Below are 22,893 nucleotides of genomic sequence, written 5' to 3'. Positions count from 1 at the left end.
GCGCCGGGGGGGGCGGCTCGGGTGCCGTGCGGGCCGGGACCGGGGTCAGGGGACCTCGACCTCCACCGAGTGCCAGCCCGTCGCGCCGTTCGGCAGCGTGCCGGACTGCCGGCCGGTCTGGGTGGCGCCCGTGCCGTCGGTCGCGCGGACTTCGAGGGTGTGACGGCCCTTGGTGGCCGGCCACTCCCACACCCACTGGCGCCAGGTGTCGCGGCCGTCCTCGGCCGCCAGCCGGGCCTCGTGCCACGGGCCGCCGTCCACCCGGACCTCCACCCGCGAGATGCCCCGGCGCTGGGCCCAGGCGACCCCGGCCACCGGCACGGTGCCGGGCTTCGGGGAGGCGAACGGGCGGGGGGTGTCGATCCGCGACTCGGTCTTGATCACCGCCTGCTGTGACCAGCCCTGCCTGACCCAGTAGGCGTCGTACGCGCCGAACGTCGTCAGTTCGATGTCCTTGATCCATTTGCAGGCCGACACGTACCCGTACAGGCCGGGTACGACCATCCGGACCGGAAACCCGTGCGTGAACGGCAGCGGCTCGCCGTTCATGCCGAGCGCCAGCATCGCGTCGCGCCCGTCCATGACCGCCTCGACCGGTGTGCCGATCGTCATGCCCTCCACGGAACGCGCCACGATCTGGTCGGCGGGTCCGCCCTCCGACGGCGGACGCACCCCGGCCTCGCGCAGCAGATCGGCCAGTCGTACGCCGATCCAGCGCGCGTTGCCGATGTACGGGCCGCCGACCTCGTTGGACACACAGGCCAGCGTGATGTCGCGCTCGATGATCTCCCGGCGCAGCAGGTCGTGGAAGCCGACCGTGACGGGCCGCGTCACACCCCTGCCGTGGATCCTCAGCCGCCACTCGTCGGCATCGAGCTGGGGCACGACCAGGGCCGTGTCCACCCGGTAGAAGTCCTTGTTCGGGGTGATGAAGGGACTCAGCCCCGGAATCCTGAGTTCGGCACCGGCCGGTACGGCGGGCGCGGCGGAATCGGGTACCGGGAGGACCAGGTCGCGGCGTGAGGCGGAGGCTCCGGCCTGGATGGAGGAGGTGAGCCGCCGTCCCAGGTATCCCGCGCCGGCCGAGGCGGCCGCCGCCGTGGTCGCCGCGATCACAAAGCCGCGCCGGTCGAAGGTTTCGCAGGGCTCCCCGGCGGCCTCGGAGACGGGAGACGGGCGGGGAACCGGCGCGAGCCGTCCGGCCAGGAGATGCAGCACTCCCGCGCCCACCACGGCACCCACCACCGCGGGCAGCGCATCGGCGGGACCGCCCTCCGGTCGCCCCACCGCCGCCGCTGCCCCGACCGCCCCGAAGACCAGCACGGCCGCTGAGCCGGTCCGCCGGTGGTGCAGTGCCAGCACCCCGACAGCCAGGGCGAAGATCGCCAGCAGCACCACGATGCCCAGCTGCAGCGCCAGCTTGTCGTCGGTGCCGAAGTGCCGTACGGCGAACTCCTTGAGGGCCGGGGGGCTGCGGTCGATGACCGCCCCGCCGACCGCCGCGACCGGGCCCGCCTCGGGGCGTACGACGGCCGCTACCAGTTCGGCCACGGCCAGGGCGCAGAACCCGGCGATCAGACCGCCGAGCGCGGCCAGGGCGGTGCGGACCCGGCGCGATCGCCCGGCTCCTCCTGAGGCCCCGAGCCGCCGGTGATCGCCCCGCCCGTCGTCCCGGCCGCCGTACCGGTCCTCGCCCCTGTCCTCGTTCCGTTCCTCGTTCACTCGGCTCGCTCCCCGGTCGCACACATCCCTGCCTGCAGTGCGCGAGATCCTTCCACTCCTTCCGGAATTCGCGATACATCGTGGTTGACGCGTACAGGTGAACGCGATATGTTCGGCCACGAGTATTCGACGGCGAAGTGAAGGGCGGTGGAGGATGTGGCCAAGCGGCGCAAGCTCAGCAATCCGCTGGCGCTGACGGTCATGGTGCTGCTCGCCGAGCGCTCCATGCATCCGTACGAGATCGCCCAGACGCTCCGTCGGCGCGGCAAGGAACACAGCGTCAAGATCAATTTCGGCTCGTTGTACACCGTCGTCCAGAACCTGGAGAAGCACGGGTACGTCGAGGTCGCGGGGGTCCAGCGGCAGGGCAACCGCCCCGAGCGCACGCTCTACGGCATCACCGGGGCCGGGCGCACGGAGATGGTCGACTGGCTCTCCGATCTGCTCGCCGTCCCGGCCGCCGAGTACCCGGTCTTCGAGACGGCGCTCTCGCTCCTGCCGGTGCTGCCGCCGCAGGACGTGGCGGAGCTGATGGAGACCCGGGAGTCGGCGCTGACGGTCAAGGCCGCGGCGCTGCGGGGGATCCTCGGCCAGCTGGGCGAGAAACCGCCCCGCGTCTTTGTCGTCGAGACCGAATATCAGCTCCACATGATCGATGCGCAGCTGGAGTGGATCAAGAACTTCCACCAGGAACTCACCGACGCCACCATCAGCGGCATCGAGGAGTGGAAGTCCTTCCACGAGACAGGCGAAGTCCCGCAGGACTGGCAGGACCTGGACGAGCAGGAGATCGTCCTGGACCCGGAGCGGAAGGCGTAACGCAGGACCGATGAGAGCGAAAGACCCCGGTGGGAGCTGTTGGAGCAGCGGCCTCCGGGGTCTCGAACCCCGGACCGGCCATGCCGTGAAGGCGAGCCGGGCGATCGAGGTGCGGCACACCCAGGATAGCCCGGCGCTCTTCACGCGGATCGGCTCGGCATGCCCGAGTGCTCGGTGTACCCGAGCACCCCGCTGAATCACAGGAGAGCTCTGTCATGAGCACCCGTGCGCCCGCAGTGGCGGCGCGACAACTGATCAAGACCTATCCCGGCGATGTCACCGCACTGAACGGCATGGACCTCGACGTCGACGCCGGCACGGTCTTCGGACTCCTCGGCCCCAACGGCGCCGGAAAGTCCACCACCGTCAAGATCCTCACCACCCTGGCCCGCCCCGACTCCGGCACCGCGACCGTCGCCGGACACGATGTCCTGCGCCACCCCGACCGGGTCCGCCGCGCCATCGGTGTCGTCGCCCAGAAGTCAGGCGCCGACCCGGTCGCCACCGGCCGCGAGAACCTCCTGCTCCAGGGCAGGCTGTACGGGATGCGGGGCGCGGCCGTCCAGCGCCGGGCCGACGAGCTGCTCGACCGCTTCGACCTGGCCGGCGCCGCGAAACGCCAGGTGAAGGGGTACTCCGGCGGAATGCAGCGACGCCTGGACGTGGCGCTCGGGCTGGTCCACCGCCCCGAGGTGCTCTTCCTCGACGAACCCACCACCGGACTCGACCCGGAGGCCCGAACGGCCATGTGGGACGAGATCTCCCGGCTGGCCGGTGACGAGGGCCTGACCATCGTCCTCACGACGCACTATCTGGAGGAGGCCGACCGGCTCGCCGAGCGCATCGCGATCGTCGACCGCGGCCGGATCGTCGTCGAGGGCACACCCGACGCGCTCAAGGGCGAACTCCGGGGCGACGCCGTCCACATGGAGCTGCGCGCCGAGGGCGACACCGTGGCGGTCACCGCCGCGCTCACCGGACTGCCCGGTGTGTACGAGGTGCTGGTCGAGGGCCGCCGGGTGAGCGTCCGTGCCGAGGACGGCGCCGCGGCCGTCCCCGTCCTGCTCACCGCCCTGGAGCGGGCCGGTGCGGCGGTCGCCGCCGCCACCGTGGCCCGCCCCTCCCTCGACGACGTCTATCTGCGCTATGCCGGACGCCGCTTCTCCGAGGCCGAAGCCGCCGCCGCACGGCGGATCCCTGCCCCCACCCCTGCGGGAGCCACCCGATGAGCAGTCACGTTCTCGCCCAGACCTGGTACATGACCCAGCGGCAGCTCATGGCGATCATCCGGCAGCCGGTCTTCCTGGCGATCTCCCTGATCCAGCCGGTGATCTGGCTGTTCCTCTTCGGCAACCTCTTCAAGAAGGTCGTCGAGCTGGGCGGCTTCGGCACCACGTCCTATCTGGACTACCTGATCCCGGGCATCGTGGTGATGAGCGCCCTCGGATCGAGCATGTGGGCCGGAATGGGCACCCTTGAGGAGATCGAGCGGGGCACGCTCAACCGCTTCCTGACGACGCCGGTCAGCCGCAACGCGCTGATGAACGCCAACGTCGTACAGAACGGCATCAGCACCGCCGTGCAGTCGGTGATCATCGTGCTGCTCGGCTGGGCCGCCGGTGCCACCTACCCGGGCGGCGCGGGCGGGCTGCTGATCCTCCTCGTCGCCTCGATCCTGCTCGGTACGGTCTTCGGCGCGCTCTCCAACGCCCTGGGTATGCTGGTGCGCCAGCGCGAGTCCATCATCGGCATCAACACCTTTCTGCTGCTGCCGCTGACCTTCCTCTCCTCCTCCTTCATGGCCCCGAGCCAGATGCCGTCCTGGATGCGGCAGATCGCCGATTTCAACCCGGTCAACTGGGCGATGGTGGCGGGCCGTTCGGCGCTGAGCGCCGATCCCGACTGGGGTGTGGTGCTCGGCCGCGGGGGAGCCCTTCTGGTCCTTGCGGTGGCGGCGGTCTGGCTGTCGACCCGCACGTTCCGCTCGTACCAGAAGTCCGTCTGACGAGTGCGCCTACCGCGGTGACGCGTGGCCGGCCCGGTCCGGGAATCCGTCCCCGGACCGGGCCCTCGGCTTCAGCGCCGCCCGCAGTGCGAGGAAGACGAGCAGCCCGAACGGCGACAGCAGAATCGTCAGCACCAGCAACGGTCCCATCACCAGCGGGGAGATTCCCAGCCGGCGCCCCTCCAGGAACATCCACTGGCCCAGCAGCAGATCCCAGGCGATGACCTGCGCCCAGATCGCCCCCGCCCCGTTCGCCAGGGCGGCCAGATCGCGGAAGGTGTCGATGTCGGGGCTGCGCACCGCGTCCCAGAGTTCGGGGAAGACCGGCACGGCCATGACCAGATAGACCGCCAGCACCGGCAGGACGGTGAGCGGGGACGCGGCGATCCGCGCCGTGGGACGCCAGTTCGGCGCGAGGATCATGAGCAGCCAGAACGGGGCTGCCAGGAAGAACGAGATCTCGAAAAGTGCGCCGGTCATGCCACAAGCTCCTCGTCGCCGGAGTCGGATTCTCCGTGTTCTTCGTGTTCTTCGTGCTCTTCGTGCTCTTCGTGGGTGGTCGCCCTCTCCGGTACGGGAGCCGGCCTCAGTGCCCCATAGCCGCAGACGGCGGTCGCCACCACGATCAGGGCGGCGGCGCCGAGCGTCGCACCGTCCGGGTGGATCAGCGGCTGACCGCGCAGCGCCTGCCAGGTGAACAGCGCGAAGACCGCCGCGTACGCACCGGAAGCGACCAGTACCAGCCGCAGCCGGACCCGCGGGTCGCGCAGCCGGGGGAGGCGTGGGGCCAGGGCGACCAGCGCGAGCAGGAAGAGCGGCAGCAACTGGAGCGCGTGCATGCCGACGAAGTGCGGTACGCGCAGATCGCCGCCCGTCGTCGACCAGCCGGTGAGCGGCATCGACGGGCCCCCGTCCGGTACGCCGACGGAGTGGGCGCCGACCACATCGGCGGTGTCCAGGTTCCCGGCCGCCCGCTGCTCGGGCGTGGGCTGTGTCATCAGAAAGCCGAGTCCGGCACCCGCCAGGGCTGTCAGCACACCTGAGCGGATCGCCAACGCCGCTGCGCGGTCGGCTATCCGGGCCCGCAGCAGCAGGACGGCTATGACCAGCGTGCCGGCCCAGAGCACGACGATGGTGATGCCCATCGCGGCGAACAGCGCCTCGTCGAACGGGGTGGCGTGGTTGAAGTGGCTGCGCTTCCCGCGGATCACCTGACCGGTGATGATCACCATCTCGCCCAGGCCGGACAGCGTGACCACCGTCCCGGCCCACCAGCCGACCCGCCGGCCGCGGGTGACCAGCGTCAGCATCCAGGCCAGCGCGAGTGCGTACACGACGAGTGAGACCGAGAACTTGAACGGCTTGAACCAGATCGGCGCGCCCACCAGCTCCCGGTCGTCGACCACCAGTCCCACTGCGGAGACGACCGCCAGGACGGCCATCGCGGCCGCGAAGAGGACCAGTGGACGGTGCCAGGCACCTAATGGACGGTGCCAGGAACGCCATGACGACATGAGAACCCCTTGGTTATGGATAGCGGAACTCTCCACTATCCGATAGTGGAACTATCTATGATGGGGTCGGGGGTTGGCAAGCACGGAAGGGTGAACACGCGGTGCGCATTGGTGAGTTGAGCCGCAGGTCCGGGGTTCCGGTACCGACGATCAAGTTCTATGTACGTGAAGGGCTGCTGGCCGCAGGGCAGTTGACCAGTCCGAACCAGGCGAGTTACGACTCCGGCCATGAGCGCAGGCTGCGGCTGATCCGCGCCCTGCTCGAAGTCGGCGGGCTCTCGCTCGCGGCCATCGGCGATGTGCTCTTGGCGGTCGAGGACCCGGAACAGCCGGTGCACAAGGTGCTGGGCGTCACGACGGAGCGTCTCGCCTCGCCCCACCGGAGCGAGGCGGGGCCCGAGTTGGACGACGCCCGCGAGGAGGTGGCGGAGCTGCTGGAGCGGCGCGGCTGGCGGGCCGAGGCGCACGGGGTGGCCGGTGAGCGCCTGGCCGGGGTGATCGTCGCGCTGCGGCGGGCCGGGCACGGCGCGTATCTCGAACTGCTCGACGACTATGCGGCGGCCGTCGAACCGATCGCGCGGGCCGACCTCGACTATGTGGGGCGGCGGGTGGCGCGCGAGGACCTGGTGGAGAGCGTGGTCGTCGGCACGGTACTGGGAGAGGCGATGTTCAGCGCACTGCGACGGATCGCGCACGAGGACGCGTCCGCCCGTGTGTACGAGAGCGACGGTGACGGGCCGGGTGCGGACGGCGACGCGCCGGGCGCGGGTGGCGGGGCGGTGGTGCGGGCCGCCGGTGAGTGAGCCGGCGCCCGGGAGCGACTGCGCCCGGGAACGCGTACGCCCCGGTCGGGGACCGGGGCGAACGTAGGTGCATGTGTGGGCGGGTGCTATGCGGCGTTCTCCTGCTCGCGCTCCACCTGTTCGTTCCACTCGCGCTTGACCGAGCGCCAGGCGTCGTCGTTCTGGCCGAGCCGCCAGTAGCCGGAGATGGACAGCTGCGGGAGCGGGATCTTGCGGTCCAGGCGCAGATGGCGGCGGATCTCCTTCACGAAGCCCGCCTCGCCGTGGACGAACGCCCGGACCTCGCCCGCCGGGAACTCCAGCTCCGTAACAGCGGCCGTCAGCGCCTCGCCTACCGGGCGCTCCCCGCGGTGCAGCCAGGTCACCTCGACGCCGTCGGGCGTCACGATCTTCTGCTCCTCCGAGGCGTCCGCCACCTCGACGAACGCGTGCACCACCGCGCCCGTCGGCATCTGCTCCAGGGCGGCGGCGATGGCCGGCAGGGCGCTCTCGTCGCCCGCCAGGAGGTGCCAGTCCGCCGAGGCGTCCGGTCCGTAACCCCCGCCGGGGCCGAGGAAGGTCACCTGATCACCCGGGACCGCCCGCATCGCCCAGGGCCCGGCGAGGCCCTCGTCGCCGTGCACCACGAAGTCGATCGCCAGCTCCCGGGCGACCGGGTCCCAGGAGCGCACCGTGTAGGTGCGGGTGGTGGGCCACAGCTCCCGCGGCTGCTCCTCACGGATACGGGCCATGTCGAACGGGTGCGTGTACTGCGCTCCCTCGGGGGCGAAGCAGAGCTTGACGTAGTGGTCGGTGAAGCCGGAGAGCCCGAAGTCGGCGAGGCCGTCACCGCCGAGCACCACGCGCACCATGTGCGGGGTGAGCTGCTCGGTGCGCAGCACGTGGGCCCCCTGCGCCTTGGGTGCCTGCCGCGCCGGTCGTTCTGCCACGAGGTTCTCCCTGCTCCGATTGCTTAGGCTTACCTAAGCTAGCACTTCAGTCGCGGAGTGTGGAGAGCAGGCGCTGCAGGGCGCCGCCCAGTCCCCACTGCTTCGCAAGTGCTTCCAGGGCTGCGGGATCGCGGGGCCCGGTGGGCAGCGCGGGGTCGAACTCCGGCAGCGGTACGTCACCGGCGACGCGGACCACCGTCGGTGCGACGGCCACGTAGTCCCTGGCCCCGTCGAGCCGCTTGCGCTGCGAGGGCGTCAGTGCGGCGGAGGGATCGTCGACCGCGGCCATGATTCCGGCCAGATCGCCGAAGGCGTCCAGCAGTTTCGCGGCTGTCTTCTCGCCGATGCCCGGGACGCCCGGCAGCCCGTCGCTCGGGTCACCGCGCAGCAGCGCCAGATCGACATAGCCGGAGCCGTCCACCCCGTACTTCTCCCTCAGCCATGCCTCATCCGTCAGCTGGAGCGAGCCGACCCCCTTCAGCGGGTAGAGCACCCGCACCCCGCGGGCGTCGTCGACCAGCTGATATAGGTCCCGGTCGCCGGTGACGATGTCGACGGGGCCGGTGGCCAGGGCGGTGAGCGTGCCGATCACATCGTCCGCCTCGTACTGCGCGACGCCGACCCGGGCGATACCGAGTGCGTCGAGCACGTCCTCGATGATCGGCACCTGCGGGGCCAGGGTGTCGGGGGTCTCCTCCTCGTCCGGCAGGCCCTCGGCGGTCTCCACCGCGACGCGGTGCGCCTTGTACGAAGGGATCAGCTCCACCCGCCAGTGCGGCCGCCAGTCCGCGTCCATGCAGGCGACCAGATCGTCCGGCCGGTGGTCCTGCACCAGGCGCCCGATGAAGTCGAGCAGCCCGCGCGCGGCGTTGACCGGCGTCCCGTCCGGGGCGCGTACCGAATCGGGGATCCCGAAGTAGGCGCGGTAGTAGAGGGAAGCGGTGTCGAGGAGCATCAGGCGTCGCGTCACACCCCGATGATGCCGCACACCACTGACACCGGCTGTCGCGGACACCGCGACGAGGGGCGGGCCCCGACCGCGGCCGCTCATGCGTGAGCTGGGTCACTCCTGTGTTTGGCCTGTTCGCGCCGGGGCAGGCGCGCAGCCGGAGCGGATCACGTACCGGTTTCAACTGGTGTACGTGCCATGCGGACCGAATCCGCGCTGCTCCACGGTCTGCCGGAGGGGTGGCAGACCGTTTTCGGTTCAACCCGCGAGGTATATGTGTCAAGGCTGCAAGCCGAGCATTTGTACAAAGTGTTCGGCAGACGACCCGATCAAGCCGTGCAGAAGCTCGAAGGCGGCGCCGACCGCGACGAGCTGCGCGCCGACGGAACGACCGCAGCGGTGATCGACGCCTCGTTCACCGTCGAACCGGGGCAGATCTTCGTCGTGATGGGTCTGTCCGGGTCCGGAAAGTCCACGCTGCTGCGCATGCTCAACGGACTTCTGGAGCCCACAGCCGGACGCGTGCTGTTCGACGGCCAGGACCTGACCGCCCTGAGCCCCGCGGAACTGCGCCATGTCCGATCCTCCAAGATCAGCATGGTGTTCCAGCACTTCGCGCTCTTCCCCCACCGCAGCGTCCTGGAGAACGCCGCGTACGGCCTGGAAGTACAGGGCGTGCCGCGCGCCGAGCGCGAGAAGCGCGCCGCCGAGGCGCTGGAGATGACCGGTCTCGCCGGCTGGGAGAAGTCCTGGCCCGACGAGCTGTCCGGCGGCATGCAACAGCGCGTCGGCCTGGCCCGCGCCCTGGCCACCGACGCCGACCTGCTGCTGATGGACGAGTCCTTCAGCGCGCTCGACCCGCTGATCCGCCGCGACATGCAGGACCAGCTGCTCGAACTGCAGAAGCGGCTGAAGAAGACCATCGTCTTCATCACCCACGACCTCAACGAGGCCATGCGCCTCGGCGACCGCATCGCCGTGATGCGCGACGGGAAGATCGTCCAGCTCGGCACCGCCGAGGACATCCTCGTCACCCCGGCCAACGACTACGTCGCCTCCTTCACCCAGGACGTCGACCGGACCCGGGTGCTGACCGCGGGCGCCATCATGGCCGAGCCGCACACCGTCCTGGGCACCAGCACGGACGACGGCAGGGAACTGCGTACCGAGGACGACGTCCTCGCGGCCGCCCCGGCCACCGTCACCGAGTCCACGCCGATCATCGAGCTCTTCACGCCCTGCTCACGGAGCGGGGTCGCGGTCGCGGTGACCGACGCCGGGGGCAAGCTCGTCGGCGTCGTACCGCGCGCCCGGCTGCTCGCCGTACTCGGCGAGCCGATGACGCCCGTCGAGCCCCCGCAGGACATCACGGCCACCGCGAAGAAGGTGGCCAGTGTTTAGGCTCCACCTCGGCGACTGGGTCGACTCCGCGGTCGACTGGCTCCAGACCCACCTGTCCTGGCTGTTCGACGCGATCAGCTCGGTCGTCAGCGGCATGTTCGACGGCATCGCCGCCGTCCTCTCCGCCCCCGCACCGCTCCTCTTCGCGGGCATCGTCGCCGTCATCGCCTGGTGGCTGCGCGGCCTGCTCGCGGGTGTGCTGGCCTTCGCGGGCTTCGCCCTGATCGACTCCGTCGAGCTGTGGGACGAAGCGATGGACACCCTCACCCTGGTGCTCGTCGCCACCATCATCGCGCTGGTGCTGGCCGTGCCGCTGGGCATCTGGGCGTCCCGCTCCAAGACCGTCAGCGCGGTGACCCGGCCGGTCCTGGACTTCATGCAGACCATGCCCGCCATGGTCTATCTGATCCCCGGCGTCATCTTCTTCGGCGTCGGCGTGGTCCCCGGCATCATCGCCACCATCATCTTCTCGCTGCCGCCGGGCGTCCGGATGACCGAACTCGGCATCCGCCAGGTCGACGGCGACCTCGTCGAGGCGGCCGAGGCGTTCGGCACCACCCGGCGCAACACCCTGCTGCGGGTGCAGCTGCCGCTCGCCCTGCCCACGATCATGGCGGGCATCAACCAGGTCATCATGCTGGGTCTGTCCATGGTGGTCATCGCGGGCATGGTCGGCGGCGGCGGCCTCGGCGGCGCCGTCTACCGGGCCATCGGCAACGTCGACGTCGGCCTCGGCTTCGAGGCGGGCATCTCCATCGTCATCGTGGCGATGTACCTGGACCGGATGACCGGCGCGCTCGGCCGCGAGGTCTCCCCGCTCGCCCGCCGCGCCCTCGCCAGGGCGCAGTCGCTGGCCGGCGGACTCAAGGTCTGGAACCACCGTCCGCAGCCCCTCGTCGCGGTCGTCGGTGTCGTCGTCCTCGCGCTCGTCGCGGGCGGCATGGGCCTCTTCGGCTCATCCGGCCGGGACGACGGCTCCGCCACCACCGCCGACGCCTCGAAGATCGGTGCGGGCAAGAAGATCAGCATGGGCTACATCCCGTGGGACGAGGGCATCGCCTCCACCTTCCTTTGGAAGGAGATGCTGGAGCGGCGCGGCTTCGAGGTCGACGTCAAGCAGTACGAGGCCGGTGCGCTCTACACCGGTATGGCCAATGGCCAGATCGACTTCGAGACCGACTCCTGGCTCCCGGTCACCCACGCCAGCTACTGGAAGAAGTACCAGGACCGCCTGGAGGACATGGGCTCCTGGTTCGGCCCCACCTCGCTGGAGCTGGCCGTCCCCTCGTACGTGAAGGACGTCCGGTCGCTGGACGACCTCAAGGGGAAGTCCTCGCAGTTCAAGGGACGGGTCGTCGGCATCGAGCCGAGCGCCGGTGAGACGGGCCTGCTCAAGGACAAGATCCTGCCGGGCTACGGCCTGGACAAGGAGTACAAGGTCGTCGACGGCTCCACGCCGTCGATGCTCGCCGAGCTGAAGCGCGCGTACGCCAAGAAGGAACCGATCGTCGTCCCGCTCTGGTCGCCGCACTGGGCGTACAACCAGTACGACCTGACCAAGCTCAAGGACCCCAAGAACCTCTGGGGCAAGGGCGACGGCATCCACACCCTGGCCCGCAAGGGCTTCTCCGCCGACAACCCCGAGGTCGGCACCTGGCTGAAGAACTTCCAGATGACCGAGGAGCAGCTCACCAGCCTTGAGGCGGGCATCCAGAAGGCCGGCTCCGGCAACGAGCAGGAGGCCGTCCGCACCTGGCTGAAGGCCAACCCGGGCGTCGCCGACAAGTGGACCCCCGTCGCCGGGACCGGCACGTCCAAGGGCGCGGGCGGCAAGGACGAGCGGGACCGCGCCGTCGAGATGGCCTGGTTCCCGTGGGAGGAGGACATCGCCGCCACGTACCTGTGGAAGGCGGTCCTGGAGGAGCGCGGCTACAGGATCAACCTCAAGCAGTTCGAGGTCGGTCCGATGTACACCGCGATGTCCCGCGGCCAGATCGATGTGCAGTTCGACGGCTGGCTGCCGTACACCCAGAAGAACTACTGGGAGAAGTACGGCTCGCAGCTGACCGACATCGGTTCGTGGTACGGCCCGACGTCGATCGAGGTCGCGGTGCCCTCGTACGTGAAGGACGTCCGGTCCCTCGCCGACCTCAAGGGCAAGTCCTCCCAGTTCAAGGGCCGGATCATCGGCATCGAGCCGGGCACCGCCACGATGGAGAACCTCAAGACGAACGTGCTGCCGGCCTACGGCCTGGACAAGGAGTACGAGGTCGTCGACTCCTCGACGCCCGGGATGCTCGCCGAGCTGAAGCGCGCGTACGCCAAGAAGGAGCCGATCGCCGTGCTGCTCTGGACGCCGCACTGGGCGTACAGCGAGTACGGCATGACCAAGCTGAAGGACCCCGAGAAGGCCTTCGGCAACGGCGACCGGCTGCACACCATCGCCAGCAAGGACTTCCCCAGGACGTACCCGCAGCTGACGAAGTGGTTCAAGGACTTCGAGCTGAGCGAGAACCAGCTCGCCGGCCTGGAGAACCAGATCCAGAAGCACGGTACGGGCCACGAGGAAGAAGCCGTGAAGGCCTGGATGGAGAAGAACCCGGGCATCGCGGACACGATGGCCCCGCAGTAGGGCTCCGGGCAGGCCCGGAGCACGGGAAGGGGTGGGTGCCGCCGTCGGCGGACCCGCCCCTTCCGGCTGTCCGGACGTTCACGAACCGGCCGACCTTGCGCAATCGTGTGCGTAATGTGCTGCCAGCCGGAAGGATGACGAGTCGGGAGGGAGCCGGACATGGACGACAAGGAATCACTCCGCGTGGGCGCCGCGGTACGCCGGCGGCGCAGATCCCTGGGGCTCACACTGGCCGCGGTCGCGAGCCGCAGCGGTCTGTCCGTGCCGTTCCTCAGCCAGATCGAGAACGAGCGAGCCCGGCCCAGCGCCCGGTCCCTGGACCGCGTCGCCGACGCCCTGGAGACCACCACGGCACGGCTGCGCGCCGCCGCCGACTCGGCGCGCAGTGTCGAAGTGGTCCGGGCGGGCGAGGGGGACGGAGTCCGCAGGGTGGTGCGCGGACGCCACCAGCTCAGCGCCCTGGAGTTCACCGGTGAACTCGACCTCGGGCGCGAGTTCCAGCACCGCAACGACGAAGTGATGTACGTGGTGCAGGGCGCCGCGGAGGTGGAGGCCGAGGGACAGGCGTACCGGCTGGAGCAGGGCGACACCCTGTTCCTGTCCGGCGGGGTGCGACACCGCTGGCGGGCCACGATGCCCGGTACGAGACTGCTGGTCGTCGCGGTCGCCGAGCACGTGGACGCCACCTTCGACCCGCGTCGCTGAGAGAGGGGCTTTCCGCCGTGCGCGTCGTCTCCCTGGTTCCCTCGCTCACCGAGGCCGTCGCCGTCACCGCCCCCGGCCTGCTGGTCGGCGCCACCGACTGGTGCACCCACCCGGCCGGTCTGACCGTCGCCCGGATCGGCGGCACCAAGAACCCCGACGTGCCCGCGGTCCTCGCGCTCCGGCCCGATCTCGTCGTCGCCAACGAGGAGGAGAACCGCGCCCCCGACCTCGCGGCGATCGAGGCCGCCGGGATCGAGGTGCTCGTCACCGAGATCCGCACCCTCGACCAGGCCTTCGAGGAACTGGAGCGGGTGCTGGTCACCGCCTGCGGACGGACCAGGCCGCGCTGGCTGGACGAGGCCGAGGCCGCCTGGGTGGCGCTTGCGCGGCCCAGGGCCCCGCGCCGCGCGGTCGTGCCGATCTGGCGCAGGCCCTGGATGGTGCTGGGCCGCAACACCTTCGCCGGAGATCTGCTGGCCAGGCTCGGCGTCGACAACGTCTACGCGGACCACGCCGAGCGCTATCCCCGTATCCCGCTCGACGCACTCAACACGGCGGGCGCCGACCTGGTCGTGCTGCCCGACGAGCCGTACCGCTTCACCGCCGACGACGGACCCGAGGCGTTTCCCGCGCTGCCCGCCGCACTCGTCGACGGGCGGTTCCTCACGTGGTACGGGCCGTCACTGGCACAGGCACCGGCGGCGCTGCGAGCAGCACTCCGCTGAACAGCCCGCGCAGCGTCCGCAGCCCGGCCACCGCCCAGGCCGTCACCAGCAGCGCGTACAGCGCCACGGCCAGCCAGGTGTACGCCGTGAGACCGGTGTGCCGGGCCAGGCCCGCGGCGCCCGTGACACACGTGCCGACCGGGAAGGTGAAGCCCCACCACGTCATGCCGAACGTCATGCCGTTGCGTACGGCCCGCACCACCAGCGCGGCGGCCAGCGCCAGCCACAGCAGCGCGAAACCCATCACCGGCACCCCGTACAGCACGGCGAACACCCCGAGCCCCGAGACGTACGGCGCCCCGATCGCCCCCGGCGCCACATCGGCGAGCTGATTGACCGCGGTCGTCGACTGGCCCAGCGGGCCGAGGACCAGGAACAGCGTGGGCGTCAGCGCCAGAGGCAGCGGGCCCCGGTGTACGAGCCGGGCGAAGATCAGCGGCAGCATCACCAGCGTGGCCAGCAGACTCAGACCGAACATCGCGTAGCAGGCCAGCAGCAGCGCCTCGCGCCACTGACCGGCGGGCAGCTCCGGCACCAGCAGCGGACCGAGCGCCGCGGAGACCATCGGGGCCACCACCGGCAGCAGCCACACCGGCGACGCGGAGCCCGGCTCCACCCGGTGGCGTACGACCATCAGATACGGAATCGCGACCGCGCAGGCCAGACCGGTCACCGTGCCCGCCGAGTACAGCACCGCATCCAGGGCAAGGGCCGCCCGATGCCCGATGACATCCCGGCCGACCACCATCGACGAGCCGCCGACCGCCAGCAGCGCCATCGAGAGGCAGCCGTAGAACGGAGCCACGGCAGGATCCAGCAGATGGCTGCGGGCCTGGTCGCGATGGGCGATCCAGTGACCGGCACGGGCCGTGAGCACCGTGGCGAGCAGGACCGTCGCGAGCATCCACACCACCGTGCAGGCGGCCCTCAGTCCCGGGACGTGCACGGGCAGGGCGACACCCGCGCTGGCGACGATCGCGGTGCCCATGACGGTCGCGTACCAGTTGGGGCCGATGTACCGCAGATACGGGAGGCGCAGAGGAGCCGGGAAGGGGGCGGGGAACTGCTGCGTCCGCGGAAGGATGGCCATTGCACGATTCTCGGGTCGCGGTCCGGCCCCCACCAGGGACTTCGTATCTATGAGGTCATAAGGTGGCTTTATGACCGGTGAAGAACATGTTCCCCTCTCCCACCGGGTCCCCGACCTCGGTGCGCTGGAGCTGCTGCTCGCCGTCGCCCGGCACGGCAGCCTGGGGCGCGCGGCACGGGACGTCGGCGTCACCCAGCCCGCCGCCAGCAGCCGCATCCGGTCGATGGAGCGGCAGCTCGGCGTGGCCCTGCTGGACCGCTCGCCGCGCGGCTCCCGGCTCACCGACGCGGGCGCGCTCGTCACCGACTGGGCCCGCAGGATCGTCGAGGCGGCCGAGGCCTTCGACGCGGGCGCGCAGGCGCTGCGCGACCGGCGGGACTCCCGGCTGCGGGTCGCCGCCTCCATGACCATCGCCGAATACCTGCTGCCGGGCTGGCTGATAGCGCTGCGCGCCGAACGGCCGGACACCGCGGTCTCCCTGCTCGCCGGGAACTCGGCGGCGGTCGCGGAGCGGCTCCTCATCGGCGAGGCCGACCTCGGATTCGTCGAGGGCCTGTCCGTGCCGGAAGGACTCGACGGTACGGTCGTCGCCCACGACCGCCTGGTCGTCGTGGTCGCCCCGTCCCACGCCTGGGCCCGCCGCCTCACCCCGCTGACCCCGCAGGAACTCGCCGTGACCCCGCTGATCCTGCGCGAGCGCGGCTCCGGCACCCGCCAGGTCCTGGACGCGGCCCTGGCCGTGCACGGCGGCCTCGCCCAGCCCCTGCTCGAACTCTCCTCGACGACCGCGGTGAAGGGAGCGGCACAGAGCGGGGCGGGACCGTGTGTGCTGAGCGAACTGGCGCTGGGCGAGGAGCTGTCCTCCCGGCGCCTGGTCAAGATCCCGATCGCCGGGGTGCGGCTGCGGCGCCAACTGCGCGCGGTGTGGCCCGCGGGCCACCGTCCGGCGGGCCCGGCCCGCGATCTGCTGTCACTGACGGGGCGGGGCGCGTAGCGGGGGACCGGCGCGCCGAGGGTTTCGGACCGGTGCCGCGCGATGCCCGGGTGTGGCGAGAAGCCGCCAAGTCGCGAAGCCGACAGCGTGAGCCATTGATGCGCCGGTGAGCGTCGCACTGTATCGACGCGCATGTACAGATACTCGATATCGGCAGCGGCTGCCCTCGTGCTGCTCGCGTCCGCCGTTCCCGGGCACGCCGCCGCGGACCTTCGTCGACGCGGCCGCAGCCGCCGGCATCGGGCTGTCAGTGGAAGAGCGCTACCGCAACGTCGTCAACGGCCTTCCCGTGAAGCTGCCCGCCGACCAGGCCCGCCGGCCGGCCGCGCAGGTGAAGGTCTCGGCGCGCACCGTGCAGCGCCGCATCCAGGCCCTGATGGTCAAGGCGGGGGCCACTACGCGCATCCAGCTGGGGTGGTACGCCCGGCACCGCGGCTGGGTGTGACCCGGCGGCCGGCCTTCGACGCCGCCACCAGCGCCCGCGTCAGCCGTGGGTCCTCGCCCATCTCCGGATGCCACTGCACCCCCAGCACCCACTGAGGTCCCGGCAGTTCGACCGCCTCGACCGTGCCGTCCGCCGCGTGGGCCGAGGCCACCAGACCGGGCGCGAGCCGCAGCACGCACTGGTGGTGGTACGTCGGAACGGCGGACTCCGCAGGCACGATCGACGCGCAGAGCGTCCCCGGCACGGGCTTCACCGGGTGCGCGCCGAGGACTCCGCTCGTGTCCAGCGGCCCGGCGTGCCCGTCGAGGTGCTGGGTCAGGGTTCCGCCGAGCGCCACATTGAGCAGCTGCATGCCACGGCAGATGCCGAGCAGTGGGGTGCCGGACTCCAGTGCGGCCCCGATCAGCGCCAGTTCCCAGGCGTCGCGCTCCTGCGCGGGGGGACCGGTCCTGAAGTCGCGCTCCGCGCCGTACAGTCCGGGTTCCACATCGGCGCCGCCCGCGATGACGAGGCCGTCCAGCCGGGCCACCACGGCCGCGGCCCGGGCCGGGTCGTCCGGCGGGAGCAGCGCGGCCAGGCCGCCGGACCGCTGGATCATGCGCGGGTACGCGGCCGGGAGGAGGGCGGCGGGCAGCTCCCAGACGCCCCAGCGGGCCACGGGCTCCAGATAGGTGGAGACGCCGATGAGAGGTTCGGACACGGGGCGGTCCCTCCGGTCGGCCGCCTGGGCGGGCGGGCTCGGTTCCATGGTGCCAATGGTGGCAGAGAATACCTTTACGTTTCCGGCGCTCGGCACAGAAACGGAATCAACGGCCCCGCTCAGACCAGGAATCCGCTCAGACCAGGAATCCGCTCAGACCAGGAATCCGCGCAACAGCGCGGCCGTACCCGCACAGTGCTCGCGCATCACCGCACGCGCGGCCTCCGCGTCCCCGTCGAGAACCGCCTCGACGAGACTCGCGTGCTGATGCTGCGAATGCTCCAGGTTCCGCACGAGCAATGGTATGCAGTCCAGCAGATCGTTCACGGTGGCCCGGACGGCCGCGTACTGCGCGGTCAGGGACGCGGAGCCGGAGAGCTCGGCCAGGGTCAGATGGAACAGGGTGTCGCGCCTGCGGTACTCGGGCAGAGGTGCTTCGTGAGTCGCCGTCAGAGCCGTACGCAGCCGGTCGGCCCCCTCGTCCGTCAGCCCCTGCGCGGCGCACAGCTCCGCCGCCCCGGCCTCCAGTACCTCGCGGAAGCGCAGCACGTCCTCGATGTCGACGGACTCCACCCTCCGGCGCAGCTCGTCCTCGCCGGGGCTGCCGGTGCGGGGCAGCACGAACGTGCCGCCGTACCGGCCGCGCCTGCTCTCCACCAGGCCCTGGTCCTGCAGCACCTTCAGTACCTCGCGCAGCGTGACCCGGCTGATCCCCAGCAGCTCGGCCAGCTCGCGCTCGGCCGGCAGCCGCCCGCCACCGGGCACGAGCCCGAGCCTGACCACCTGGAGGATCTGCTCCAGCGCCTCCTCGAAGCCGTTCCCCGCCCGGACGGGGCGCAGAACGGGCATCAGACGGTCGATGAACTCGCTTTCCCCGACTTCCCCGGCCACGTCCCGATGTCCCTTCACAATTAATGGTTCTCTCGCATACCTTAAGCCTTCCGGCTGACCGAAGGAGGAGCATCCCGTGGCAGACCGCACACCACCGCTCGGGATCGAGGAGCTGCGCGTCCTCGTCAGAAGCGGTGAGATCGACACCGTCGTCCTCGCCTTCCCCGACATGCAGGGACGGCTGCAGGGCAAACGGTTCGCCGCCCGCCACTTCCTCGACGAGGTGGTGGAGCACGGCACCGAGGCCTGCAACTATCTGCTCGCCGTCGACACCGACATGAACACCGTCGACGGATTCGAGATGTCCTCCTGGGAGCGCGGCTACGGCGACTTCGCCCTGCACGCCGACCTCTCCACCCTGCGCCCGGTGCCCTGGAACGAGGGCACGGCCATGGTCATGGCCGACCTCACCCAGGAGGACGGCTCGCCCGTCACCGCCGCACCCCGCCGGATCCTGAGCCGCCAGCTGGAGCGTCTCGCCGAGCACGGCTACACCGCCCATGTCGGCACCGAGCTCGAATTCATCGTCTTCAAGGACACCTACGAGCAGGCCTGGGACCGCAACTACCGCGATCTGACCCCGGTCAATCAGTACAACGTCGACTACTCCGTCCTCGGCACCGGCCGCGTCGAACCGCTGCTGCGCCGCATCCGCAACGAGATGACCGCCGCGGGCCTGACCGTCGAGTCCGCGAAGGGCGAGTGCAACCCCGGCCAGCACGAGATCGTGTTCCGTTACGACGAGGCCCTGGTCACCTGTGACCAGCACGCCGTCTACAAGACCGGCGCCAAGGAGATCGCCGCCCAGGAGGGCGTCGCGCTAACCTTCATGGCCAAGTTCAACGAGCGCGAGGGCAACTCCTGCCACATCCACCTCTCGCTCCGGTCCACCGACGGGACCGGACGCAACGTCATGGCGGACGAGGACGGCGGCATGTCCCAGGTGATGCGCCACTTCCTCGCCGGACAGCTGGCCGCCCTGCGCGATTTCTCCCTCCTCTACGCACCCAACATCAACTCCTACAAACGCTTCCAGCCGGGCTCCTTCGCCCCGACCGCCGTCGCCTGGGGCCACGACAACCGCACCTGCTCGCTCCGCGTCGTCGGCCACGGCCGCTCGATGCGCTTCGAGAACCGGCTGCCCGGCGGGGACGTCAACCCGTACCTCGCCGTCGCCGGACTGGTCGCGGCAGGCATCCACGGCATCGAGAAGGGCCTCGAACTCCCCGAGCCGTGCGAGAGCAACGCCTACGCCGCCGACTACGACCACGTCCCCACCACGCTGCGCGAAGCCGCCGGACTCTGGGAGAGGAGCGAGATCGCCAGGGCGGCCTTCGGCGAGGACGTCGTCGCGCACTACCGCAACATGGCCCGCGTCGAACTCGAAGCCTTCGACGCCGCAGTGACCGACTGGGAGCTCCGCCGCTCCTTCGAACGCCTGTGAGGCACCCCGTGACCACGCACGACCACCCGGTGGAACACCAGGTGCTCAACCCGGCGACGGAAGAACTCCTCGCCACCGTCCCCTCCACCACCGCCGCCGAGGTCGACGCGGCCGTCGCCCGGGCCGCGGCCGCCCAGCGCACCTGGGCCGCCCTCGCCCCCGCCGACCGCGCCCGGCTGCTGCGCCGCTTCGCCACCGCCGTCGACGGCGAAGCCGAACAACTGGCCCGTCTTGAGGTCCAGGAGGCCGGCCACACCCTGGGCAACGCCCGCTGGGAAGCGGCCAACGTCCGCGATCTGCTCGACTACGCAGCCGGGGGAGTGGAACGCCTCTCCGGCCGTCAGATCCCGGTCCCCGGCGGACTCGACATCACCCTGCTCGAACCCCTCGGCGTCATCGGCGTGATCGCACCGTGGAACTTCCCCATGCCGATCGCCGCCTGGGGCCTCGCCCCCGCCCTCGCCGCGGGCAACGCCGTACTCCTCAAGCCCGCCGAGACCACCCCGCTGACCGCCCTGCGGCTGGCCGGGATCGCCCTCGACGCGGGGCTTCCCGAACACCTCCTCCAGGTGCTGCCGGGCGCGGGCGCGGTGACCGGCAACGCCCTGGTCGAACACCCCGGCGTCGCCAAGATCGTCTTCACCGGCTCCACCCGGGTCGGCAAACAGATCATGGCCAAGTGCGCCGACCGCGTGAAGCGGCTCACCCTCGAACTCGGCGGCAAGAGCCCCAACATCGTCTTCGCCGACGCCGACATCGAGGCCGCCGCGGCCGCCGCACCCATGGCGTTCCTGGACAACGCGGGCCAGGACTGCTGCGCCCGCACCCGCATCCTGGTCCAGCGATCCGCGTACGACCGCTTCCTGGAACTCCTGGCCCCCGCGGTCGAATCGGTCGTCGTGGGCGACCCGTCCGACGAGAACACCCAGATGGGCCCGCTGATCTCGCGGACACAACTGGAACGGGTGCGCGGTTACGTCCCCGAGGGCGCGACCGCCCTCCGCGGCAAGGCACCCGAAGGGCCCGGCTTCTGGTTCCCGCCGACCGTCCTCACCGACGCCCGCCCGGACGCGCCCGTCGCCACCGAGGAGGTCTTCGGGCCGGTCGCCGTCGTCCTGCCCTTCGAGGACGAGGCCGACGCCGTCCGGCTCGCCAACGCGACCGAGTACGGCCTCGCCGGCTCGATCTGGACCCGTGACGTGGGCCGCGCACTGCGCGCCTCGCAGGCGGTCCGGGCCGGGAACCTGTCGGTCAACTCCCACTCCAGCGTCCGCTACTGGACCCCGTTCGGCGGCTACAAACAGTCCGGTCTCGGCCGCGAACTCGGCCCCGACGCGCTCACCGCATTCACCGAGACCAAGAACGTCTTCCTCAGCACGGAGGCCTGAGCCACCATGACCACCACCGACAACATCTGCCGCCGCCTGGTCGGCCGCACCGCCGTCATCACCGGAGCCGCCAGCGGCATCGGCCTCGCCACCGCCCGCCGCCTGGCGTCCGAGGGCGCCCACGTCGTCTGCGCGGACATCGACGAGACCGCGGGCAAGGCCGCCGCCGAGGAGGCCGACGGCATCTTCGTACGCACCGATGTCACCGATCCCGAACAGGTCGAGGCGCTCTTCAAGGCCGCGTACGACACCTACGGCTCCGTCGACATCGCCTTCAACAACGCGGGTATCTCCCCGCCCGACGACGACTCCATCCTCACCACAGGACTGGAGGCCTGGAAGCGCGTCCAGGACGTCAACCTCACCTCCGTCTACCTCTGCTGCAAGGCCGCCCTGCCCTATATGCGCCGCCAGCGCCGCGGCTCGATCATCAACACCGCCTCCTTCGTCGCGATCATGGGCGCGGCCACCAGCCAGATCTCGTACACCGCGTCCAAGGGCGGCGTCCTCGCCATGTCCCGCGAACTCGGCGTGCAGTTCGCCCGCGAAGGCATCCGGGTCAACGCGCTGTGCCCGGGACCGGTCAACACCCCGCTGCTCCAGGAGCTGTTCGCCAAGGACCCGGAACGCGCGGCCCGCAGGCTCGTCCACATCCCGGTCGGCCGGTTCGCCGAAGCGACGGAGATCGCGGCGGCCGTAGCCTTCCTCGCGAGCGACGACTCCTCGTTCGTCAACGCCACCGACTTCCTCGTCGACGGAGGGATCTCGGGGGCGTACGTCACCCCGCTCTAGAGTGGCGGGATGAGCAACACGACACCGCCCGGCTGGTATCCGGACGCCGCGACACCGGGCGCCGAACGGTGGTGGGACGGGACGGCATGGACCGCGCACACCCGCCCGGTCCCGTCCATACCCCAGCAGTTCGGGCCGCCCGAGCCGGTCGGGTACGCACAGGGCAGCGGCAGCGCGGCGACCAGCGGTGGCAGCACCCGGATCGTCGCGCTCGCCGTGGCCGGACTCGTCGTCATCGGCGCGGCCGTCGCCGGAGCCGTCCTGCTGGGCAGGGACGGCGACGGCGGTACGCGGCCGAAGGCCGGGCCCAGCAGCTCCGCACCGCTCCCCACCACCGGCGACACCCCGTCACCGGGCCCGTCGGCGGCCGAGGACGACCCCAAGGTCCTCGTCGACCAGCTCAACGGCATCACCCTGCCGATCCCCGACGGCTGGGAGAAGCCCGAGAGGACCGTCGAAGAGGCCCTCACCATGCGCACGGCCGACTCCTACACCTGCCCCGGCGACTCCTCGGACTTCTGCTACCACGGCACGGTGACCAGCAGCACCGCGAGCGGCACGGACATCACCTCCGCCGAAGAACTCGCCGAGCAGGACATCACCGCCGCCGCCGGCAGCGCCTACGAGGAGAACATCGTCGGCGACCGCATCCACGGCGGCATCACGTCCCACAGGCAACTCGCCTCCGAGTCCGTGAGCGTCGCCGGGCGCACCGGCCATCAGGTGCGCTGGCGGGTCTCCACCGCCAAGGGGCCCGGCGGTTACGTGCAGCCGCTCGTCTTCCCCTCGACGGTCGGCAGCGAGTCACTGATCATCGTGCGCTACGCCTTCGACGCCGGTCCCGACGGCCCGCCGCTCTCCCTCATGGACACCATCACCAAGGCGATCCGGCCGATCGACGACAGCGCGGCGAGCGGCGGCGTCGGCAGCTCGGTCGCCCCCTGA

At 70.8% G+C, this 22,893-nt stretch carries 22 protein-coding genes; 14 read left to right on the top strand and 8 right to left on the bottom strand.

The genetic code is table 11. The features are described 5' to 3' along the window. Window positions 1–45 precede the first annotated feature (45 nt). The gene (locus tag OG507_RS07705) at window positions 46–1,578 is read right to left on the bottom strand and encodes a molybdopterin-dependent oxidoreductase (RefSeq protein ID WP_327371893.1); all 1,533 of its coding nucleotides are present in this window, start codon (window positions 1,576–1,578) and stop codon (window positions 46–48) included. Window positions 1,579–1,878: 300 nt separating this feature from the next. Between OG507_RS07705 and OG507_RS07700 the strand changes: the two genes are divergently transcribed. The 3 genes from OG507_RS07700 (at window position 1,879) to OG507_RS07690 (ending at window position 4,546) form a co-directional block, all read left to right on the top strand. Then, entirely contained in the window at window positions 1,879–2,541 is a 663-nt protein-coding gene (locus OG507_RS07700) for a PadR family transcriptional regulator (protein ID WP_327371892.1), read from the top strand. Window positions 2,542–2,756: 215 nt separating this feature from the next. Continuing rightward, complete coding sequence (locus OG507_RS07695; protein WP_327366390.1) at window positions 2,757–3,770, top strand: ATP-binding cassette domain-containing protein; 1,014 nt, start codon at window positions 2,757–2,759, stop codon at window positions 3,768–3,770. Further along, window positions 3,767–4,546, top strand: a complete 780-nt coding sequence (locus OG507_RS07690; RefSeq protein WP_327366389.1) for an ABC transporter permease — start codon at window positions 3,767–3,769, stop codon at window positions 4,544–4,546. The genes OG507_RS07695 and OG507_RS07690 overlap by 4 nt, the downstream gene beginning before the upstream one ends. A 9-nt stretch (window positions 4,547–4,555) precedes the next feature. Here OG507_RS07690 and OG507_RS07685 read toward each other — a convergent pair whose 3' ends face one another. Both OG507_RS07685 and OG507_RS07680 read right to left on the bottom strand, forming a co-directional pair. Further along, window positions 4,556–5,026: an ABA4-like family protein gene (locus OG507_RS07685; protein WP_327366388.1), complete on the bottom strand. Its 471-nt coding sequence runs from the start codon at window positions 5,024–5,026 to the stop codon at window positions 4,556–4,558. After that, window positions 5,023–5,988, bottom strand: a complete 966-nt coding sequence (locus OG507_RS07680) for a hypothetical protein (protein ID WP_327366387.1) — start codon at window positions 5,986–5,988, stop codon at window positions 5,023–5,025. Before OG507_RS07680 ends, OG507_RS07685 begins: the two co-directional genes overlap by 4 nt. A 173-nt stretch (window positions 5,989–6,161) precedes the next feature. Here OG507_RS07680 and OG507_RS07675 point away from each other — a divergent pair, with 173 nt between their 5' ends. Then, the gene (locus tag OG507_RS07675) at window positions 6,162–6,863 is read left to right on the top strand and encodes a MerR family transcriptional regulator (protein WP_327366386.1); all 702 of its coding nucleotides are present in this window, start codon (window positions 6,162–6,164) and stop codon (window positions 6,861–6,863) included. Between the two features lie 86 nt (window positions 6,864–6,949). On the opposite strand, the gene OG507_RS07670 is transcribed toward OG507_RS07675, so the two are convergent. Together OG507_RS07670 and OG507_RS07665 are read right to left on the bottom strand one after the other, a co-directional pair. Next, window positions 6,950–7,792 carry a siderophore-interacting protein gene (locus tag OG507_RS07670; protein ID WP_327366385.1) on the bottom strand — a complete coding sequence of 281 codons (843 nt, stop codon included), beginning with the start codon at window positions 7,790–7,792 and terminating at the stop codon, window positions 6,950–6,952. Window positions 7,793–7,838: 46 nt separating this feature from the next. Further along, window positions 7,839–8,747 carry a 5'-3' exonuclease gene (locus OG507_RS07665; RefSeq protein WP_327371891.1) on the bottom strand — a complete coding sequence of 303 codons (909 nt, stop codon included), beginning with the start codon at window positions 8,745–8,747 and terminating at the stop codon, window positions 7,839–7,841. 330 nt (window positions 8,748–9,077) lie between these two features. Here OG507_RS07665 and OG507_RS07660 point away from each other — a divergent pair, with 330 nt between their 5' ends. The 4 genes from OG507_RS07660 (at window position 9,078) to OG507_RS07645 (ending at window position 14,204) form a co-directional block, all read left to right on the top strand. Further along, window positions 9,078–10,142 carry a quaternary amine ABC transporter ATP-binding protein gene (locus OG507_RS07660; RefSeq protein ID WP_327366384.1) on the top strand — a complete coding sequence of 355 codons (1,065 nt, stop codon included), beginning with the start codon at window positions 9,078–9,080 and terminating at the stop codon, window positions 10,140–10,142. Further along, window positions 10,135–12,774, top strand: coding sequence for an ABC transporter permease/substrate binding protein (locus OG507_RS07655; protein WP_327366383.1), 2,640 nt, complete (start codon window positions 10,135–10,137; stop codon window positions 12,772–12,774). Before OG507_RS07660 ends, OG507_RS07655 begins: the two co-directional genes overlap by 8 nt. 159 nt (window positions 12,775–12,933) lie before the next feature. Beyond that, window positions 12,934–13,479, top strand: a complete 546-nt coding sequence (locus tag OG507_RS07650; RefSeq protein ID WP_327366382.1) for a helix-turn-helix domain-containing protein — start codon at window positions 12,934–12,936, stop codon at window positions 13,477–13,479. Between the two features lie 17 nt (window positions 13,480–13,496). Further along, the gene (locus tag OG507_RS07645) at window positions 13,497–14,204 is read left to right on the top strand and encodes a helical backbone metal receptor (RefSeq protein ID WP_327366381.1); all 708 of its coding nucleotides are present in this window, start codon (window positions 13,497–13,499) and stop codon (window positions 14,202–14,204) included. Here the strand turns inward: OG507_RS07645 and OG507_RS07640 are convergent. Further along, complete coding sequence (locus tag OG507_RS07640) at window positions 14,143–15,294, bottom strand: TDT family transporter (RefSeq protein WP_327366380.1); 1,152 nt, start codon at window positions 15,292–15,294, stop codon at window positions 14,143–14,145. The genes OG507_RS07645 and OG507_RS07640 overlap by 62 nt on opposite strands. Window positions 15,295–15,364: 70 nt before the next feature. Between OG507_RS07640 and OG507_RS07635 the strand changes: the two genes are divergently transcribed. After that, entirely contained in the window at window positions 15,365–16,288 is a 924-nt protein-coding gene (locus OG507_RS07635) for a LysR family transcriptional regulator (RefSeq protein ID WP_327366379.1), read from the top strand. A 106-nt stretch (window positions 16,289–16,394) separates the two neighbouring features. Then, the gene (locus OG507_RS07630) at window positions 16,395–16,733 is read left to right on the top strand and encodes a hypothetical protein (RefSeq protein WP_327366378.1); all 339 of its coding nucleotides are present in this window, start codon (window positions 16,395–16,397) and stop codon (window positions 16,731–16,733) included. Here the strand turns inward: OG507_RS07630 and OG507_RS07625 are convergent. Together OG507_RS07625 and OG507_RS07620 are read right to left on the bottom strand one after the other, a co-directional pair. Beyond that, the gene (locus OG507_RS07625) at window positions 16,684–17,433 is read right to left on the bottom strand and encodes a gamma-glutamyl-gamma-aminobutyrate hydrolase family protein (RefSeq protein WP_327366377.1); all 750 of its coding nucleotides are present in this window, start codon (window positions 17,431–17,433) and stop codon (window positions 16,684–16,686) included. The two genes, OG507_RS07630 and OG507_RS07625, sit on opposite strands and share 50 nt — an antisense overlap. Before the next feature lie 153 nt (window positions 17,434–17,586). Further along, window positions 17,587–18,282, bottom strand: coding sequence for a FadR/GntR family transcriptional regulator (locus tag OG507_RS07620; protein WP_327371890.1), 696 nt, complete (start codon window positions 18,280–18,282; stop codon window positions 17,587–17,589). Between the two features lie 118 nt (window positions 18,283–18,400). On the opposite strand from OG507_RS07620, the gene OG507_RS07615 reads away from it, so the two are divergent. From OG507_RS07615 to OG507_RS07600, 4 genes are read left to right on the top strand one after another with little or no spacing between them, the layout of a single operon-like run. Further along, window positions 18,401–19,768, top strand: a complete 1,368-nt coding sequence (locus tag OG507_RS07615) for a glutamine synthetase family protein (RefSeq protein ID WP_327366376.1) — start codon at window positions 18,401–18,403, stop codon at window positions 19,766–19,768. An 8-nt stretch (window positions 19,769–19,776) separates the two neighbouring features. Then, window positions 19,777–21,156, top strand: coding sequence for an aldehyde dehydrogenase family protein (locus tag OG507_RS07610; protein ID WP_327366375.1), 1,380 nt, complete (start codon window positions 19,777–19,779; stop codon window positions 21,154–21,156). Window positions 21,157–21,162: 6 nt separating this feature from the next. Beyond that, window positions 21,163–21,948: a 3-oxoacyl-ACP reductase gene (locus OG507_RS07605; protein ID WP_327366374.1), complete on the top strand. Its 786-nt coding sequence runs from the start codon at window positions 21,163–21,165 to the stop codon at window positions 21,946–21,948. 9 nt (window positions 21,949–21,957) lie between these two features. After that, on the top strand, window positions 21,958–22,893 hold the full coding sequence (locus OG507_RS07600) for a DUF2510 domain-containing protein (RefSeq protein WP_327366373.1): 936 nt from the start codon (window positions 21,958–21,960) through the stop codon (window positions 22,891–22,893).

It is taken from the genome of Streptomyces sp. NBC_01217 (assembly GCF_035994185.1).
Lineage (GTDB): Bacteria > Actinomycetota > Actinomycetes > Streptomycetales > Streptomycetaceae > Streptomyces.
Note: the sequence above shows the minus strand (reverse complement) of the source record. Positions and strands in the feature narration are given on the sequence as shown.